12 protein-coding genes are annotated in these 17121 nt (G+C 52.8%); 10 read left to right on the top strand and 2 right to left on the bottom strand.

From position 1 onward, the window contains the following. Positions 1 to 196 precede the first annotated feature (196 nt). The 6 genes from NSS83_RS10065 to NSS83_RS10040 all read left to right on the top strand — a co-directional run bounded on the left by NSS83_RS10065 (position 197) and on the right by NSS83_RS10040 (position 8317). Positions 197 to 1915, top strand: a complete 1719-nt coding sequence (locus tag NSS83_RS10065) for a histidine kinase (RefSeq protein WP_341184577.1) — start codon at positions 197 to 199, stop codon at positions 1913 to 1915. 1 nt (position 1916) lies between these two features. Next, positions 1917 to 3512 carry a helix-turn-helix domain-containing protein gene (locus tag NSS83_RS10060; protein WP_341184578.1) on the top strand — a complete coding sequence of 532 codons (1596 nt, stop codon included), beginning with the start codon at positions 1917 to 1919 and terminating at the stop codon, positions 3510 to 3512. A 532-nt stretch (positions 3513 to 4044) separates the two neighbouring features. Next, complete coding sequence (locus NSS83_RS10055; protein ID WP_341184579.1) at positions 4045 to 5586, top strand: ABC transporter substrate-binding protein; 1542 nt, start codon at positions 4045 to 4047, stop codon at positions 5584 to 5586. A 70-nt stretch (positions 5587 to 5656) separates the two neighbouring features. Continuing rightward, complete coding sequence (locus NSS83_RS10050; protein ID WP_341184580.1) at positions 5657 to 6586, top strand: ABC transporter permease subunit; 930 nt, start codon at positions 5657 to 5659, stop codon at positions 6584 to 6586. Positions 6587 to 6598: 12 nt separating this feature from the next. Continuing rightward, positions 6599 to 7492: a carbohydrate ABC transporter permease gene (locus NSS83_RS10045; protein WP_036699441.1), complete on the top strand. Its 894-nt coding sequence runs from the start codon at positions 6599 to 6601 to the stop codon at positions 7490 to 7492. An 18-nt stretch (positions 7493 to 7510) separates the two neighbouring features. Further along, entirely contained in the window at positions 7511 to 8317 is an 807-nt protein-coding gene (locus NSS83_RS10040; RefSeq protein WP_341348165.1) for a Nif3-like dinuclear metal center hexameric protein, read from the top strand. A gap of 542 nt (positions 8318 to 8859) precedes the next feature. On the opposite strand, the gene NSS83_RS10035 is transcribed toward NSS83_RS10040, so the two are convergent. Beyond that, a complete protein-coding gene (locus tag NSS83_RS10035) occupies positions 8860 to 9429 on the bottom strand; it encodes a hypothetical protein (protein WP_341348164.1) in 570 nt (189 codons plus the stop codon). Further along, positions 9426 to 11051 (bottom strand): FGGY-family carbohydrate kinase, encoded by a 1626-nt coding sequence (locus NSS83_RS10030; protein ID WP_341348163.1) that lies wholly within the window; start codon positions 11049 to 11051, stop codon positions 9426 to 9428. Before NSS83_RS10030 ends, NSS83_RS10035 begins: the two co-directional genes overlap by 4 nt. Positions 11052 to 11721: 670 nt before the next feature. On the opposite strand from NSS83_RS10030, the gene NSS83_RS10025 reads away from it, so the two are divergent. From NSS83_RS10025 to NSS83_RS10010, 4 genes are all read left to right on the top strand, one after another. Next, positions 11722 to 13311, top strand: coding sequence for an acyl CoA:acetate/3-ketoacid CoA transferase (locus NSS83_RS10025; protein WP_341348162.1), 1590 nt, complete (start codon positions 11722 to 11724; stop codon positions 13309 to 13311). 48 nt (positions 13312 to 13359) lie between these two features. Beyond that, on the top strand, positions 13360 to 14598 hold the full coding sequence (locus NSS83_RS10020; RefSeq protein ID WP_341184586.1) for an OFA family MFS transporter: 1239 nt from the start codon (positions 13360 to 13362) through the stop codon (positions 14596 to 14598). A 55-nt stretch (positions 14599 to 14653) separates the two neighbouring features. Then, positions 14654 to 15607, top strand: coding sequence for a DUF561 domain-containing protein (locus NSS83_RS10015; RefSeq protein WP_341348161.1), 954 nt, complete (start codon positions 14654 to 14656; stop codon positions 15605 to 15607). Positions 15608 to 15718: 111 nt separating this feature from the next. Continuing rightward, positions 15719 to 17104 (top strand): sigma 54-interacting transcriptional regulator, encoded by a 1386-nt coding sequence (locus tag NSS83_RS10010; RefSeq protein WP_341348160.1) that lies wholly within the window; start codon positions 15719 to 15721, stop codon positions 17102 to 17104. Positions 17105 to 17121: the final 17 nt, after the last annotated feature.

Here is a 17121-nt window from a genome sequence, read left to right as displayed (position 1 = left end):
GCGGTGTAATCAAGAAATCTGGGGATGGGCAGCGGCCGGAGGGCCAAACATTCTCTGGAGTCACGCCCATCCCCAAAAAGAGAAACTTTTAATCATAATCAATATAACCGCAAATTGCATACTTATACGCCCCTGGGTCCGACAGAAGGTATCGGCTCAGGGGCGTGCTGAATTCCGGGGAAAGGAAGAGGCGGGGATGATCCGAACCAACAGTATCGTGTTCAAATTTTCGTTGCAGATGACAGTGATTCTTGCGATCCTGCTGTCCATCCTTGTTCTGAGTAACATCTACTCCCTGGAGGTAGTGCGGAGCAATGCTCTGACTAGCTCGCGTAATACACTGGCCCTCTATCAGGCCAATATTCATAATAACTTCAACAATTTCTCCAAGGACCTCATTGAGGTGTTCGACCATAACGTGGATGCTGCGGTGAATTCGGCGGGGATGGATGAGAACAGCCGGTATTTCAGGGTCCAGCAGCTCAAAAATAGTCTGCAAGCCAAAATAGCAGGCGATAATTCGAGCGACGGCATGTTCATCAGGCTCTCGGATGAGCTGGTGCTGGAGCAGTTCAACCGCCGGATTCAATCGGAGGATAAGCTGGCTCTGGTGGATTTTATAAATATGCATACATTCAGTACGGCTCCGGCAGAACATAGCGGCGAATGGAAGGTCTTCCAGATCCGCGGCGAGTCTTACTTGTTCAAATATATTTCGTATTCAGGAGTCAGCTTCGGAACGCTGGTGAAAGCGGACACGCTGCTGGCCATGGTCGACAGGGGAGGGAATGATCAGAACCGGTATGTGCTGAGTGATTCTAAGGGAACTATACTGGCAGCGAGTAATATCTCTCTGCAGGAGGGAGAGACGACGCTTGAGAGCTTAAGCAGGCAGTATAAGCGGGAGTACCTGATTGTATCTGAACCGATCGGCGAGTTCGGACAGATGACCCAAATGGTTACCAAGGGTAGCCTGTTCACGGGCCTGAAGCTGATTCAATGGGGGATCGTCCTGCTCGCGATTCTCTCGGTTATCGTGGTGCCGCTGGTGCTGAGATTCCTGACGAGGGATGTACTGAGGCCGATTCTGGAGCTGGTGAAGGCAGCGAAGGCAGTCGAGCAGGGGCAGCTGGAATATCAGATTCCGCAGAATACCCCCTACTCGCTGGAATTCCTGAAGCTGTTCCATGCGCTGGAGTCCATGGTCAGTGAGATCAAGGATCTGAAGATCCAGTCCTATGAAGAACAGATCGAGATCAGCCGCGCCGAGATCAAGTATCTGCAGATGCAGATCCGGCCCCATTTTTTCCTGAATGCGATCTCAACGATTACGAGCCTAACCTATCAGAATAAAAATGAGGAGATCCGCCGGCTGATCCACTGCCTCTCCGAGCATCTCCGGTATATGTTCCGAGGGGGGCTGATGGAAGTGACGATGGAGGAGGAGATCCGGCATACTGAGAATTATATCCGGATGCAGGAGATCCGTTATCCTGAGCAGATTTTTTTCATGATCGAGATGCAGGAGGAAGCGCGGCAGGTGCCGATTCCGCAGTTCATGATTCAGACCTTTGTGGAGAATACGTTCAAGCATGCCATGTTCGTTCAGGAGCTGCTGTCTATTTTCATCAGAGTGCGGATGGAGCGGCGGGACGATAGTTCATTTGTCAGCATTGTAATAGAAGATAACGGGGCAGGCTTCACTTCGGAGTGGCTGGATCAGCCGGAACGAGAAGAGGCAGGAGAGGATGGCGGCAGAGTGGGCATTGCCAATATCCGCAAGACCCTCAGACTGCTCTACAAACGGGAGGATCTGCTAAAGCTGTCGAATATCGGGTCTACAGGTGCGAGGGTTGAGCTGTGGATTCCTGTGAAGCCAACGGAATGGAGCCAGCCCGGCTTAGAGGGAGGATAATATGCGTTGTATGCTGATTGACGATGATATTCCTACAATTGAAGCGCTGCGCGGCATTGTGAATTGGGAGGAATTCGGAATTACGGAAGTGCTCACCGCTCATAATATACAGGATGCGAAGCAACTATTCGAGAACGGCGAGCCGGATCTGATGATTTGCGATATTGAAATGCCGCGCGGGTCGGGCATAGATATGATCAAGTGGGCCAGAGACCGTCATTATGAAGGCGGATTCATCTTCCTGACCTGTCATGAGAGCTTCACCTTCGCCTCCAAGGCGATCTCGTATGACGCCGACTCGTATCTGGTCAAGCCGCTGGACAAGCAGGAGCTGGAAGCGGCGCTGCGTAAGTCTATGGATAGGTTGAAGAACAAAATCATGCTAGGCGAATACAGCAAGCTGGGCCATGCGTGGCTGAAGAACCAGGATCTGATGGAACGCACCTTCTGGAGCGATGTGCTGACGGCGACGATCTCTCCCCGGCGTGAGCTAATCCAGAGTGAGGTACAGAAGCGGGAGCTGGCCGTTCAGGTGCATGCGGAGTATAGGCTGCTGCTGGTAAGCGTTCCCCGCTCCCAGATTGAACGGGAATGGGATGAGAGCATCTTCCATTACGCCCTCTCGAACCTGGTCTCTGAAATTCTCAGCAGCCGGGTGGGCAGCGGACGGATGATTGCCTATCAGGCCGATAAAGTATTCTACAATGCAATCATTGCCGAGAGTCCGGCGGATATGAAGGAGCTGGAGGCGGGCGCCGGAGAGATCATCCGGCTGTCCAGGCAGTATCTGAAATGTACGGCTACTTGTTACTTCAGTGAGCCTGCGGCGATCTCCCGCCTGGCGCAGCTTAAGACAGAGCTGGAGCAGGCGGACGAGTCAAATATTATTTTCCGTGGCAAGCTGCATTTGCCCAATAAGCCCTTCCATGTGGATCTGACCGAGCGCTACACTCTGGATACGGAGCTGTTCACTCTGCTGTTCGTCCAGCAGGAGAAAGCGCAGATTGTGAACCGGCTCAAGAAAGAACTGGAGCTGCTGACGAGTCTGAATAAGCTGGATGCGGCCACGCTCCATTCGATCCGCGAGGACCTGCTTCAGGTGGTCTATTCGCTGCTCGCGCGGCACCATATTCAGGCGCACCGCCTCTTCGAGGGCGAGCTCAGCCAGCAATTGGCCCAGGATGCCGAGAGCAGCGTGTTCGACTTCATGAAATGGGCGCAGGCGCTGACGGACAAGACGCTCGATTCCATCAAGGAGGTGCTGCAGTCCGAAGGGGTGGTCGAGCGGGCCAAGCGGTTCATTCAGGAGCACTATACCCAGGATCTGAGCCGGGAGGATGTTGCAGCCAGCGTATACCTGACCGCGGATTATCTGGCCAAGGTATTCAAGAACGGGACCGGCCAGACTGTGAAGGAGTACCTGAACGACTGCCGGATCAGAGCGGCGAAGCAGAGGCTGGTCGAAAGCACGGCGAGCATCGGGGAGATTGCCTTAGATACCGGCTTCGATACCCTCTCCTATTTCTCCACCGTATTCAAAAAATGGACAGGCGAAACCCCGGCAGCTTACCGCTTGAGGCACAAATCTGCTCCATGATGATGACCATTACGAAGCTCCGCTTCTCCTACCGGAGGCGGGGCTTCTTGCTGAGCAGGCAGGTATCGTGCCTAAGGTGCGCAGCATCCTGCTGGTTGACTGACTGGAGGTGCTGGAAACTATGTTAAGGGAACTAGGAGAAGGTTGCTCCTGCGCAGAATTTAGTTGGATTTTATACACCTGTTGCCGAACGTATGAACACTGACGGAGGAATAGTTGGATAAACAACACTTAAGTATACATAATTCCGGCAAAGCAGAGAAAATGCTAATATTAGATGCTGTTTTTCCACTTGTTGAGGTAACTTTATAAGAAATGGAGAAATTAGAATACGTTTTTCCACTTGTTTCTTTGCCAAGGCCGGGCGTTCTGCCGCCGTCCCCCAGAGAACTAATTAGCAATGCAGAGCCGAGAATCCTCACCACCCGCCTAGTGCGGGTTTTTATAAAAACAGCCCGTATTATTGAAAGCCCGCCCCCCTCCAGGGCCGGTACAATGAGAGTGTAAATACAGAACAGGAGGCATGATGATAATGAAGAAAAAGGGGTTAGGTTCACTGCTGCTGTCTATGGTAATCTGCGGTTCGCTGCTCTCCGCCTGCGGCGGCAATTCCAATACATCGTCCAAGAATTCCGGGGATACGGAAGCTAAGGCCAAGGTGGCTGAGATTGTATTCGCGCTGCCCTCCTTCAACCGGATTCCCGATGATCTCAGCAAGGTAACGAATGCGATCAACGCTATCACAACGGAGAAGATCGGGGTGAAGGTGGACTTCCGTCTCTTCGGCCCGGCAGATTACGCCCAGAAGGTCAATCTCGCGCTTCAGAGCGGGGAGAAGATGGATGTCTTCACCACCCTCGGACAATTCTCCAACTATGTATCCAAGAGCCAGGTGGCCCCGCTCGAAGAGCTGCTTCCTGAACACGGCAAAGAGCTGACAGCCATTCTGGATAAGGATTTCGGCCCGGATATTCTCAAAACCACCACGATGGACGGCCATATCTACGGCATTCCGGTGAATAAAGGGATGGCGCTGCCGACCAATATTATCTACAACGCGGATATGCTCGCAGAGGCGGGCGTAGCAGCAGACTCCATCCAATCGGCAGAGGATCTGCCAGCCGTGTTCGGTGCGGTGAAGCAGAAGCTGCCGGATGTGGTTCCCTTTGGCCCGATCAACGTGAATCCGACAGATACGGGACTTGTGAACTGGATGAAGGGTGCGAGCAAGGTGGATTATCTGACCGATACGACCGGAGTCGGTGTCGTGATCGGTGACAACGGCAAGGTCGTTAACTTCTACGAATCGGATGTCTTCAAGAACGGAATTCAAATGATGAGAGACTGGTTCGAGGCCGGGTATCTGCAGAAGGATACCGCAACCACAACCATTACAGCCATGGAGATGGTGTCCTCCGGGCGCGGCTTCTCTTTCCTGGGCGGCTACAGCGGCATGGAGGTTGGCAAGCAGCTGAGTGCGCAGGTCGGCAAAAATATTGAGACGAAGCGCATCGCCCCGTTCTATTTCGATACCAGTGCGGTGAACTCCGTAACCTGGATGGTCTCCAGCACCTCGAAGGAGACGGAGGCTGCGGTGAAGTTCCTGAACCTGCTCTACACCGATAAGGAGCTGATTAACACCATTCTCTTCGGAATCGAAGGGGAGGATTACCTCAAGGTGGATGAGCATCATGTGAAATTCCCTGAAGGCATGGACGCCAATACGGTGCCTTATACAGCAATGCTTAGCTCAGGGATCGTAGGCTCCGAATCGCTTCAGTATCAGCTGGAGGGAATTGACTGGTCGGATGTCGAGCTGAAGCTGAAGGAGAATAAGGATACCGCAAGATCGCCATATTTCGGCTTCATCTTCGACCAGGGTCAAGTGAAGACGCAGATTAGCGCTGTGAATAACGTGGTCAGCCAGTTCCTGCCGGCACTTGTCAGCGGATCGGTGGACCCGGAGACCATCATCCCGAAATTCATCAGTGCGCTGAAGGATGCCGGTGCGCAGGCTATTATTGACAGCAAGCAGCAGCAACTGGATGCGTGGCTTGCCGCGCAACAGCAATAATCATTATATGAATGCGCTGTGGGCGGAGCGGTAACTAAGGCTCTGCCCCCGGCCATGGAGGTGAACCGGCATGACTGCCAGACGCAAGTCCCCATCCAAGCCGCTCAAAAAAACATTGCCGCTCCTCATACTCGCGGGCCCAGGCCTGCTGTATTTTCTCATTAACAGCTATTTCCCCATGTTCGGGGTGTTCATCGCCTTCAAGGATGTCAATTATGCGAAGGGCATCTTCGGCAGCGACTGGATCGGCTTCAAGAACTTCACCTTTCTCTTCCAGACCAGTGACGCCTGGATTATGACCCGTAACACGCTGCTGTACAATCTGGCCTTTATCGCGCTTGGAACTATAGTCTCCATTATCATTGCCATTCTGATGTCGGAGCTGCTGAATAAGCTGTATTCGAAGCTGTTCATGACCGGGCTGATTCTGCCGAACCTGATCTCGATGATCGTGCTCTCGCTGCTCGTCTTCGCTTTTCTGAATGCCGACAGCGGGTTCGTGAACCATTCGATTCTGCGGCCGCTCGGCCTACCGGAGATTAACTGGTATTCGGAGGCGAAGTACTGGCCGTACCTGCTGGTTCTTATACAGATCTGGAAGACGGCAGGCTACGGATCGATTGTTTATTTTGCCTCGATTGCCGGAATTGACAAGAGCATCTATGAGTCGGCCAAAATCGACGGAGCCGGAAAGCTGAAGCAGATCCGCATGATTACCCTGCCGCTGCTGAAGCCGACCATTATTGTGCTGGTGCTGATGTCGATGGGCCGGATTTTCAACTCCGACTTCGGCTTGTTCTATCAGGTGCCTATGAACTCCGGTGCGCTGTACAGTACTACCCAGACGATTGATACGTATGTCTACCGCGCCTTGATGCAGCTCAATGATATCGGAATGTCGGCCGCCGCCGGTCTATATCAGTCGCTGGTCGGCTTTGCGCTTGTGCTTACGGTCAATGCCATCGTCAAGAAGGTCAATCCAGAAAACGCATTGTTCTAGGAGGAAATTCAGATGATCCAAACAAGAGGAGAACGGGCGTTTACGGTATTTTCTGCGGTCGTGATGATCCTGCTGACGGTTTTTGCTTTTTTACCCTTCCTGCTGATTGTGATTGCTTCGTTCACGGAGGAGACGGCCCTGATCCGCAACGGCTACAGCTTCTTCCCGGAGCATACCAGCCTGGAGGCGTACCGGTACATTAAGTCCTCGGCGTACATTTTCATCAGAGCCTACGGGGTATCCTTTCTGGTGACGATCCTGGGAACCGCCATCGGACTGCTTATAACAAGCATGCTGGCTTACCCGATGTCGCGGTCTGATTTCAAATATCATAATACGCTGGCCTTTGTCGTGTTCTTCACGATGCTGTTCAGCGGGGGGATTGTGCCTTCGTACATCATGTGGACCCAGTATTTCCATATCAAAAACACGCTATGGGCGCTGATCCTGCCCAATCTGCTGGCGAACGGGTTCAACGTCCTGCTGGTCCGTAACTACTTCAAGAATAATGTGCCGCTGGAGATTATCGAAGCCGCACAGATCGATGGTGCCTCGGAGCTGCGGACCTTCTTCCGCATCATGCTTCCGCTGTCCATGCCGGTCATGGCAACGGTCGGGATGTTCATGGGCCTGGCCTATTGGAATGACTGGATCAATGCGTTATATTTTGTATCTAAGCCGCAATTGTACGGTATTCAGAATCTGCTGATGCAGCTCATGAGCAACATCCAGTTCCTCAATTCCGGCCAGGCCGGGAGTGTGCTCGGAGCCGACACGGTCTCTCTGCCAAGTACAGCGGTGCGGATGGCGATGGCGGTGCTTGGTATTGTGCCGGTGCTGTTCGTCCTGCCGTTCATGCAGAAATATCTGACCCGTGGCGTAGTAATCGGTGCTGTCAAAGGTTAACGAAAAGGAGATGGGCGTATGAAAGTGCATGAGGTGATTGACCGGATTCTGCTCGATTGCTGCGGGGGACGGAGGCTGGAGCAGACCTGTGATGTGCTGGCGAGCGGCAGTGAAGACATGGAGGTCACAGGGATTGTCACAACGTTTATGGCGACGGTGGGGGTTATCAAGGAAGCCATTGCGGCTCGCGCCAACCTGATTATCACCCACGAGCCGACCTACTTTACCGGCAAAGATACACTGGACTGGCTGCAGCAGGACCCGGTATATCTGGCGAAAAAAAGGCTGATCGAGGAGCACGGCATTACGATCTGGCGCTTCCATGACCATATGCATCTGGCAGATACGGACCGGATCTATGACGGACTGCTGAAAGAGCTGGATTGGGCGGACAAGAAGTTGGACGATAAGGACGCCTGGGGGTATCTGATCGAGGAGACGACGGTCGGCGAGCTGGCAGGCTTCCTGAAGGAACGTCTGGGGATGAAGGTGATCCAGATCGTCGGCGATCCGGCAGCGGCCTGCTCCCGTATTGGCATTCTTGTCGGCGGCGGCAGTCTAGGCCTGGGCCGGGAGCAGATGCCGATGGAGCTGATGCAGGAGAAGAATCTGGATGTGATGGTCTGCGGCGACATTACGGAGTGGACCTTATGTGCTTACATTAATGATGCGGCCATGCTGGGCATGAACAAGGCGATGATCGTGATCGGTCACGAACGCTCCGAGGAGTGGGGCATGAAGTATATGGCGGAGTGGCTGGCCCCGCTGGTGGACGGGGTTCCGGTTACCTTCGTGGATGCGAAGGAGCCGTTTGTGTATTTGTGAGACCTTGGGATTGGGCGGATGCTGAGTCAGAGTGAACGGGGCATTGTTCCACAAGCGTTCCGCTGTTTCGCCATTGTTCCGCCACTGTTCCGCCACTGTTTCACTGCTCCTGTCGCTGTTCCGCCAACATGCCTCTATCATCCCACCCTCTGGGGTCGGTAACTGGCGGACGGACTGGAGGGTCGTTATTTCTGGGAAAAGCCAACTTTGCGCCGTCTGCCGGACTGAGATGCACTTATTCGCCCGCTAACTGATGTGAATCGGCGGAATTCCCACCAATAAGGGCCCTGAAGTCCGTTACTTGCGCAAAAAGCGGCTTTTTGGCGGAATAAGCGCCTCTCAGTCCGCAGGGCAGATCGTGCAGAATCAAAGACAAAGGATGCCGCGCAGATCCCGCAGAATCAAAGGCAAATGATGCCGCGCAGATCCCGCAGAATCAAAGGCAAATGATGCTGGGCCTCGCCCAGCCCGGATATGCCGCAAGCCCGGCATAAACCAAAAGCAGCCATCCCCCGCTACCGGGAGGATGGCTGCTTTTTATACTACTGCAAGACGTAATTGCCCGTAGCTCTGTACTTGCCCGCCTTGGCGTCCCAGGTGAAGATCCCCTCTGCCAGGTCCCAGCCGCCGCCCTCATCTTTGAAGTCCTTCCAGTATTGGTGCAGGCGCCCCTTCTTATCGATCTCAGCTCCCTGATCGCCCATGAACTGAAGCTTCTTGGTCAGAGTGCCATAGTTCAGGCGGTAGACCGAGACTTGGGTGTTCGAGGGCAGATAATCCACGGTAACCGCCAGTTGCTTCTCCGTAGGTGAGACGGCAAAGATATGCATGTCCGCTTCATCTTCTTCGTACTCCACTAGCTTCTCTTCAATCAGCACAACTACACCCTTGGAGTTCACCAGATACAAATTGCCCGACTCGGTGAGCAGGAAGCTCTCCTTCTTCTGATCGTTATTCAGGTCTGCGGTCTTCAGCAACCGTACCGTTTCTCCAGGGAACTTTTGCTTGAACAGTGCTTTGGCATCCGGTGCCTTAGCGTAAGCAAAGGGAGTGGGCGCAGCCAGCAGCACGAGCGCCAGCAATGCAGCAAACAGCATTTTATTCTTCATCATAGAGATTCTCCTCTCTTCCGGTTCTCCAGTAAATGCTCTGCCGCCGCCTGCTCGATGGGCAGCCCCCCGGTGTAACGCTCCATATAGAGGGCAAAGCCCTCCACATCAGTAGGGTCAGGCGATACCTCCTGTCCTTCCATGTTACAGAATACCTTAGAGCTCAAGTAATCCGCCAGGCTCTCGTTCGGCTCCTTATGCTTCATATAAGAGGCCAGAATGGCTATTCCCCATGCGCCGCCTTCACCGGCCGTTGACAGGACTGAGACCGGAACATTCAGTGCAGCGGCACAGATCCGCTGTCCGACCTGCGGGGTGCGGAACAATCCGCCGTGCGCTGAAATATGGTCAAACGTTACCCGTTCCTGCCCGGTCAAAATATCCATTCCTAGTCTTAACGCAGCAAAGGCGCTATACAGATGAACTCTCATGAAATTAGCCAGAGTGAAGCGGCTCTGCGGAGAGCGGACGAACAGCGGACGCCCCTCAGCAAGTCCGGTGATGTTCTCGCCTGAATAGTAGCCATAGCTCAGCAAGCCGCCGCCATCCGCATCCGCTTCCAGTGCTTGGTTCAGCAGGACGCTGAATAACTGATCCATGTCGGGCGTCAGCCCCATGGCTGCATAGAATTCACGGAACAAGCCGACCCAGGCATTCAGATCGCTGGAGCAGTTATTGGCAAGAACCATAGCGACCGGGCTGCCTTCCGGAGTAGTCACGATATCAATCTCAGGGTAGACCGCTGTTAGATTCTTCTCCAGTACAAACATGGCAAAAACCGATGTCCCTACAGAAATATTGCCGGTACGTTTCCTCACGCTATTCGTCGCTACCATGCCTGTTCCGGCATCGCCCTCCGGCGGGCATAGCGGAATACCGGCCTGCAAATGGCCTGACGGGTCGATCAGCCGGGCACCTGCTTCACTGAGATTTCCGGCATTCATACCGGCCGTATGCACTGTAGGCAGGATATCTTGCAGCTTCCATGAATAACCCCTGCCGGAAGTTAGAGTGGTGAACTGCTTCACCATCTCTTCATTGTACTGCTTTGTTGCTTCGTCGATGGGGAACATCCCGGAGGCATCCCCGATCCCGAGAGCCCTGCGGCCCGTCAGCAGCAAGTGAACGTAACCCGATAGCGTCGTAAGATAATCTATTCTGGCCACATGCTCTTCACCATTCAAAATAGCCTGATACAAGTGGGCGATACTCCAGCGCTCCGGAATTTTGAACTGGAATATTCCGCTTAGCTCCGCAGCAGCAACGCTTGTTGTAGCATTGCGCCAGGTACGGAATGGAACAAGCAGCTCTCCCGCCTGGTCCAGCGCAATATACCCCTGCATCATGGCCGAGCAGCCTATAGAGCCGACGGTTTGCAGTGTGACGCCATAGGTCTGCTGAACCGCCTGCTGTAATTGCTGGTAGGCTGCTTGCAGCCCTTGAACCACCTCACTTAGCTCGTAGGTCCAGTAACCATTACTGAATTGATTCTCCCATTCATAGGTGCCGGAGGCGATCGTTTCGAACTGGTGATCGATCAGCACCGCCTTAATTCGCGTGGACCCGAACTCAATCCCAAGCGATGTTTCTCCCTGAACAATCGCCTGTGTGACTAAATGCATCATGACAGCATCCCCCTCTAACTAAAATTGTCCAGAATATAACATATGCAAGCAAAAGTGTACAACCCTTTCGGCTCTTTTTTGAACCGGTTTTACCCTGATTGGCTGTTGCAAATCTGCAATAACCCTCCCATAAGAAAAATATTTTATTTTTTTTGGCTGCGCTACAATATCTTGAAGTCACATCTCCAACCCTTTGTCAGATCCGCAGGACAGGATATGCCTTGGACCGCTGGATTTAATATCCATCCAACCTGGCTGGAGAAAATAGTGTTGTTATTTTGCGACTGGCGGGTCCCGCGGGAATGCTGAAAATATAAAGAGCGGTTCCAATCAGGAAATCTAAATATAACAACGGCCGGAAGTCCAAACGTTCAGCGCAGCGACGACCAAGCTTTGAGTTCAAACCTAAGTAGGCTTGAATTAAGAGAACAGCTCCCCAACATTCTGTGCAGTCCGCCAAGCCAGTCGCAAAAAAGCAACAGAAAAATGTCTTGAATTCAAGGCATTTTGGAGCTATTGACCGGTCTTTTATTCTGTATTACGATGGCCTTGAGAAAAATTTCACAAGGAAATTTAGTCTCCCAGATCAGCAAGAATGAGACACACAGAAGGGCCATTATTTTTTTTAACAAGTGTAGTGAAATAATTCACATAAAGAGGAGCAGATGAAATGAGCAAAGTAATTTCAGCCGCCAAAGCAGCGGAACTCATCAAGGACGGGGACACCGTAGCAGCGAGCGGATTCGGATTATCCTGCTGGGCAGAAGAGATGGGGATCGCCATTGAAGAGCGCTTCATGCAGACCGGACAACCGAAGAATCTGACGGTGATGCATGCCAGCGCCGTCGGCAACCGCCGGGATAAGGGCATGAGCCACTTGGGACATGAAGGCCTCATCAAACGCTGGATTGGCGGTATCGCCATCGCTTCCCCGGGACTAGCCAAGCTGATTGAAGAGGATAAATGCGAAGCCTATAACCTGCCTCAGGGTGTCATTACCCAGCTCTACCGCGAGATTGCGGCCAAGCGTCCGGGCGTGATCACCAAGGTGGGCATGGAGACCTTCGTTGACCCGCGCGTTGAGGGCGGTAAGATGTCACCGTCCACGAAGGAAGACATTGTGAAGGTGATTGAATTAGAAGGCGAAGAGTGGCTGTTCTACAAGACCTTCCCGATTCAGATCGCCCTGATCCGTGGAACCGTGGCAGACGAGAACGGTAACCTCACCCTTGAAAAAGAAGGCCTGCACATGGAGGTGCTGCCGATCGCCCAGGCCGTCCGCAACTCTGGCGGTATCGTGATCGCTCAGGTAGAGACCGTGGCCAAGAATGGAACCTTGAATCCCAAGGATGTGAAGGTTCCGGGCATTCTGGTAGATTACCTCGTCGTGTCCACCCCGGAGAATCATTACCAGACCGAGAATACGCAGTATAATCCGGCGTTCTCGGGCCATGTCAAAGTACCGGTAGATTCAATTGAGGTTCTGCCACTGGATGAACGCAAAATCATCTCCCGCCGCACAGCTGTAGAGCTTCAGCCGAATACCATTCTGAATCTGGGCGTGGGCATTCCGGTGAATGTGGCGAACATCGCTGCTGAAGAGGGCGTGGACGACCAGCTGATTCTGACGACAGAGGCAGGCTCGATCGGCGGGGTTCCCGCAGGGCTGAAGGACTTCGGCCATGCGTACAACTCCGAGGCGATTGTCGATCATGATGCCCAGTTCGATTTCTATGACGGCGGCGGCATTGACCTGTCGGTCCTTGGCCTGGCCCAGACGGATGAGTCGGGTAACGTGAATGTCAGCAAATTCGGTACACGGGTAGCAGGCTGCGGCGGATTCATCAATATCTCTCAGGCGGCGAAGAAGCTGGTGTTCGCGGGTGCTTTTACAGCGGGCGGGCTGCAGATCAAGGTAGAGAACGGCAAGCTGCACATCATTCAAGAGGGCAAAGCCAAGAAATTCATCTCAAAGGTACAGCAGATCACCTTCAGCGGATCTTATGCCGCCAAGGTACAGCAGCCGGTTGTGTATGTTACGGAACGCGCTGTCTTTGAACTGCTGAACGGGAAAATGACCTTAACCGAAATTGCACCAGGCATCGACCTGCAGACAGAGATTCTGGATCAGATGGACTTCAAGCCGGTTATTTCACCAGACCTGAAGGAAATGGACGCGGCTATGTTCCAAGAGAACTGGGGCATGCTGAAGTCAATTATCGCCGACAAGAACAAGGACCGGGTGCTGCAGGAAGTGTAAGCATTAGCAAGCTGCACTCATAAACCATATCAGAAAAGAGATGAGATCATGAACGTAGAATTGAACCGCTGGAGGATACTCATTGCCTCAACTATTATTAACATCTGTGTAGGCGCGATTTATGCTTTTAGTATTTTTGCACTGCCATTAACGAAGGTTTTCAGCGTGAGCATGCCGGATATTATGATTGCTTTTACCATTAATGCAGCGATTTCCCCGATTCCGATGATCCTAGGCGGTAAGCTTGTGGATAAAGGGGGCGCTAAGAAGGCGGTCTTCATCGGCGGGGCGATGTTCGGGATTGGATTCATTCTCTCAGGGCTGGCTACTGCACCTTGGATGCTGTATATCACTTATGGTGTCATTACCGGGATTGGCCAGGGAATCGTGTATTCCTCGACCATTGGGAATAGCGTCAAGCTCTTTCCGGATAAAAGAGGGCTGGCAGCGGGGATCGTTACAGCCGGTTATGGCGGCGGCACCATCGCTATCGCTCCTATCGCTAATGCGCTGATCACCAGTGGTGGCGTACAGTCTGCCTTAATTACACTCGGTGTTGCTTTCCTGGTGATTATTCTAGGGCTTGGCTTGCTCGTCAAACCTGCCCCAGCCGGTTATGCTCCTGAAGGCTGGACCCCTCCGGTAACCGGAGCAGCCAAGGCGGGAGTGAATGTACCATGGAACGAGATGATCAAGAAGCCACTATTCTATGTAATTGCCTGCCTGTTCCTGATCGGTGCCCTGTCTGGTATGATGGTAACCGCGAATGCATCGGTAATCGGTCAAAAAATGTTCGGCTTAACCGCAGCCGCCGCAGCCCTGTACGTCAGCCTGTACTCGCTGAGCAACTGTCTCGGCCGCGTGTTCTGGGGTGCGGTATCCGATAGAATCGGCCGCGTGAAATGCCTGCTCATGATCTATCTGGTCATTGCAGCGATGATGCTCACCATTGCTTTATCCTCTTCTGTCGCCGGATTCGCTGTCGCCATTGCCGGAATCGGCCTGTGCTTCGGCGGAACAATGGGCATCTTCCCGTCCATTGTCGGTGAGAAATTCGGCATGAAATATTACGGCGTGAATTATGGTGTCACCTTCATCGGCTACTCGGGAGCCGCATTCTTCGGACCGAGAATTGCCGGCAGTGTAGCGGCAGCCAATGACGGCAACTTCACGAATGCTTTTTACATCGCGCTGGTCATCTCCCTGGTCGGCTTCGCCTTAACCTTCGTCTACAAAGCGATGGAGAACAAGCAGAAGCCCGAGCCGGAAGTGGTTAAGGCGGCTTAAGGAGCGGCCGGAAGTTCAAATATACAACATTAATTTATATACGGAGGTAATTATAATGTCGATTACACAACTGTTAGGAATTAAATATCCGATTTTCCAGGGCGGTATGGCTCAGATTGCCGTGTCTCCGCTGGTAGGCGCTGTATCCAACGCTGGCGGGCTGGGCATCATCGGCTCCGGCGGCTTCACTGCCGACCGTCTCCGTGACGAGATCCGCAAGGCCAAAGCAAGCACCGATAAGCCGTTTGCCGTTAACCTGATGCTGATGATGAACAATATTCCTGAACTGATCCAGGTTATCATCGAAGAAGGCGTGAAGATCGTAACCACAGGCGCAGGTACACCTGCTCCATATATGCCGATTCTGAAGGAACATGGCATTATCGTGATTCCGGTCGTGCCTTCCGTCAAAATCGCCAAGAAAATGGAAGCGCTCGGTGTCGATGCGATTGTAGCTGAGGGAACGGAAGCTGGCGGACATGTTGGTGAAACTACGACGATGGCCTTGCTGCCGCAAGTCGCCAGCGCGGTATCGATTCCGGTAATCGGGGCCGGCGGGATTGCCGATGGACGCGGGATTGCCGCTGCTTTTGCACTCGGAGCCCAGGGTGTTCAGGTTGGAACACGGTTCCTAGCGACTGTGGAATGCCCGACACATGAGAACTTCAAGCTGGCGGTCATCAACGCCGATGATACCAGCACAACCGTAACTGGCCGCAGCCTGGGCGGTCCGGTAAGAAGCATTAAGAACAGCATGATTGCCGAATTCCTCAGAATGGAGAATGAGAAGGCATCACGTGAGGAGCTGGAGAGCTTAAGCCTCGGCTCGCTGCGCAGAGCTGTATATGAAGGAGATACCGATACCGGCTCCGTAATGGCAGGACAGATCTGCGGGATGGTCAACAAGATTACCACCGTGGAAGAGATGATTACCACTATGTTCGCTGAGGCGCAGGAAGTCATGGACAAGATGGGCAAAGTAACCTTTGAAGCTGTAGCACATGCCTAATTAAGGTTTTGCTAACCATTAGCCAAATGGTATCATTTATATAATGATGCGGTTTGGCTTTTTGTCTAGCCGGAATGTAAGCGTCCATATTATGGTATAGGACTGATGAATGTGACCAAAAAAAACAAAAACACCCATAAACCCTCAATCGACGAATTCGTGGAAGAATATCCGTCTACGTTATTTGTTACCGATCAGAACGGGAATATCCTGATTTCCAATGAATTCACCGCGCTAACCATCGGTATCCATCTGGAGGAGCTGCTTAAGGCTAACGTCCAGGATCTGGTAAAGGCGGGCTACTACGGCCATTCCATCACGATGGAGGCTATCGCGACTAAGCAGAAGGTATCCCGGACCGTCAATACCTCCAGAGGCTTCCATGTCTTTTCGTCAGCGATTCCTATTCTGGACAAGGACGGGGAGGTACAGCTGGTCGTTACCACCTCCAATGAATTCAGCCAGGAGCAGAACTATTATGAAGCAAATGTGCCTGTCGCCCAGCAGATCCATAAGCAGTTAGGCGGTATGGCGGCGGAGAAGAAGAAGGGGATCGTGGCTGAGAGTCTGGCGATGAAGCAGATTATCAAGGTCTGTAACCAGATTGCGTCTTATGACAGCAAGGTGCTGATCTACGGCGAGTCCGGGACGGGCAAAGAGGTGATCGCCAAGTACATCCATCTGAAGAGCGAGAAGTGGAAGGGGCCGTTCATTCCGATTAACTGCGCTGCGATTGCTCCGGCTCTTTTTGAATATGAATTGTTCGGGTACGAGAAGGGCGTGCTTGAGGGACAGACGGAGGTCAAGGCCGGAATGATCGAAATTGCGAATGGCGGCGTGCTGTTCCTTGATGAGATTGCCGATTTGCCGATGGAGATGCAGGCCAAGTTATTACGGGTGCTTGAAAATAATGAAGTGAGACGCGTGGGCGGGATTACAAATATTCCGGTCCATTGCCGCGTGATCGCAGCCACCAACCGGGATCTGTGGAGTCTGGTTAAGAAGGGGCTGTTCCGCGAAGATCTGTATTACCGGATTAATGTGATTCCGATTCATATCCCGCCGCTGCGCAACCGCAAGCTGGATCTGGTAGGGTTAATCTCCAGCTTCATCGCCAGCTTCAATGAAATGTACGGCAAGAAATATGTGCTCAGTGCCGAAGAGTTCGACAAGATGCTGAACGAGCCTTGGCATGGGAACGTGAGAGAGCTAAGGAATTACATCGAGAGACTGGTTGTAACCGGGCATGTGGGCCAGAGTATGCAAGAGGAAGAGCAGATCGGCGACTGGTTCTCCCTCGACCATTTTATTGAGAAGAATAAGCACCAGCTCTCCACCCTGAAGGATTTCACTGCCGTAGCGGAGGGCCATTATATCAAAAAAGTGCTGCAGGATTGTGCCGGGAACGGGACGGAGGCGGCCAAGCGCTTGAACGTTGACCGGTCGGTAATCTACAGAAAGCTGAAGAAGATGGAAGAGGTGCTGCGATTTAAATGAACCTATTTCCAGGATAA

The sequence above is a fragment of the Paenibacillus sp. FSL H3-0469 genome (assembly GCF_038051945.1).
GTDB lineage: Bacteria > Bacillota > Bacilli > Paenibacillales > Paenibacillaceae > Paenibacillus_AQ.
The sequence above is the reverse complement of the archived record's forward strand: the minus strand, read 5'-3'. Positions and strand labels throughout refer to the sequence as shown.

What these genes read in the sequence shown, in the direction of transcription:
- NSS83_RS10020 (WP_341184586.1), top strand. Translation starts at nt 13,360, where the DNA reads ATGAACGTAGAATTGAACCGCTGGAGGATACTCATTGCCTCAACTATT.
- NSS83_RS10030 (WP_341348163.1), bottom strand. Translation starts at nt 11,051, where the DNA reads ATGATGCATTTAGTCACACAGGCGATTGTTCAGGGAGAAACATCGCTT.
- NSS83_RS10040 (WP_341348165.1), top strand. Translation starts at nt 7,511, where the DNA reads ATGAAAGTGCATGAGGTGATTGACCGGATTCTGCTCGATTGCTGCGGG.
- NSS83_RS10050 (WP_341184580.1), top strand. Translation starts at nt 5,657, where the DNA reads ATGACTGCCAGACGCAAGTCCCCATCCAAGCCGCTCAAAAAAACATTG.
- NSS83_RS10015 (WP_341348161.1), top strand. Translation starts at nt 14,654, where the DNA reads ATGTCGATTACACAACTGTTAGGAATTAAATATCCGATTTTCCAGGGC.
- NSS83_RS10025 (WP_341348162.1), top strand. Translation starts at nt 11,722, where the DNA reads ATGAGCAAAGTAATTTCAGCCGCCAAAGCAGCGGAACTCATCAAGGAC.
- NSS83_RS10035 (WP_341348164.1), bottom strand. Translation starts at nt 9,429, where the DNA reads ATGATGAAGAATAAAATGCTGTTTGCTGCATTGCTGGCGCTCGTGCTG.
- NSS83_RS10055 (WP_341184579.1), top strand. Translation starts at nt 4,045, where the DNA reads ATGAAGAAAAAGGGGTTAGGTTCACTGCTGCTGTCTATGGTAATCTGC.
- NSS83_RS10065 (WP_341184577.1), top strand. Translation starts at nt 197, where the DNA reads ATGATCCGAACCAACAGTATCGTGTTCAAATTTTCGTTGCAGATGACA.
- NSS83_RS10060 (WP_341184578.1), top strand. Translation starts at nt 1,917, where the DNA reads ATGCGTTGTATGCTGATTGACGATGATATTCCTACAATTGAAGCGCTG.
- NSS83_RS10045 (WP_036699441.1), top strand. Translation starts at nt 6,599, where the DNA reads ATGATCCAAACAAGAGGAGAACGGGCGTTTACGGTATTTTCTGCGGTC.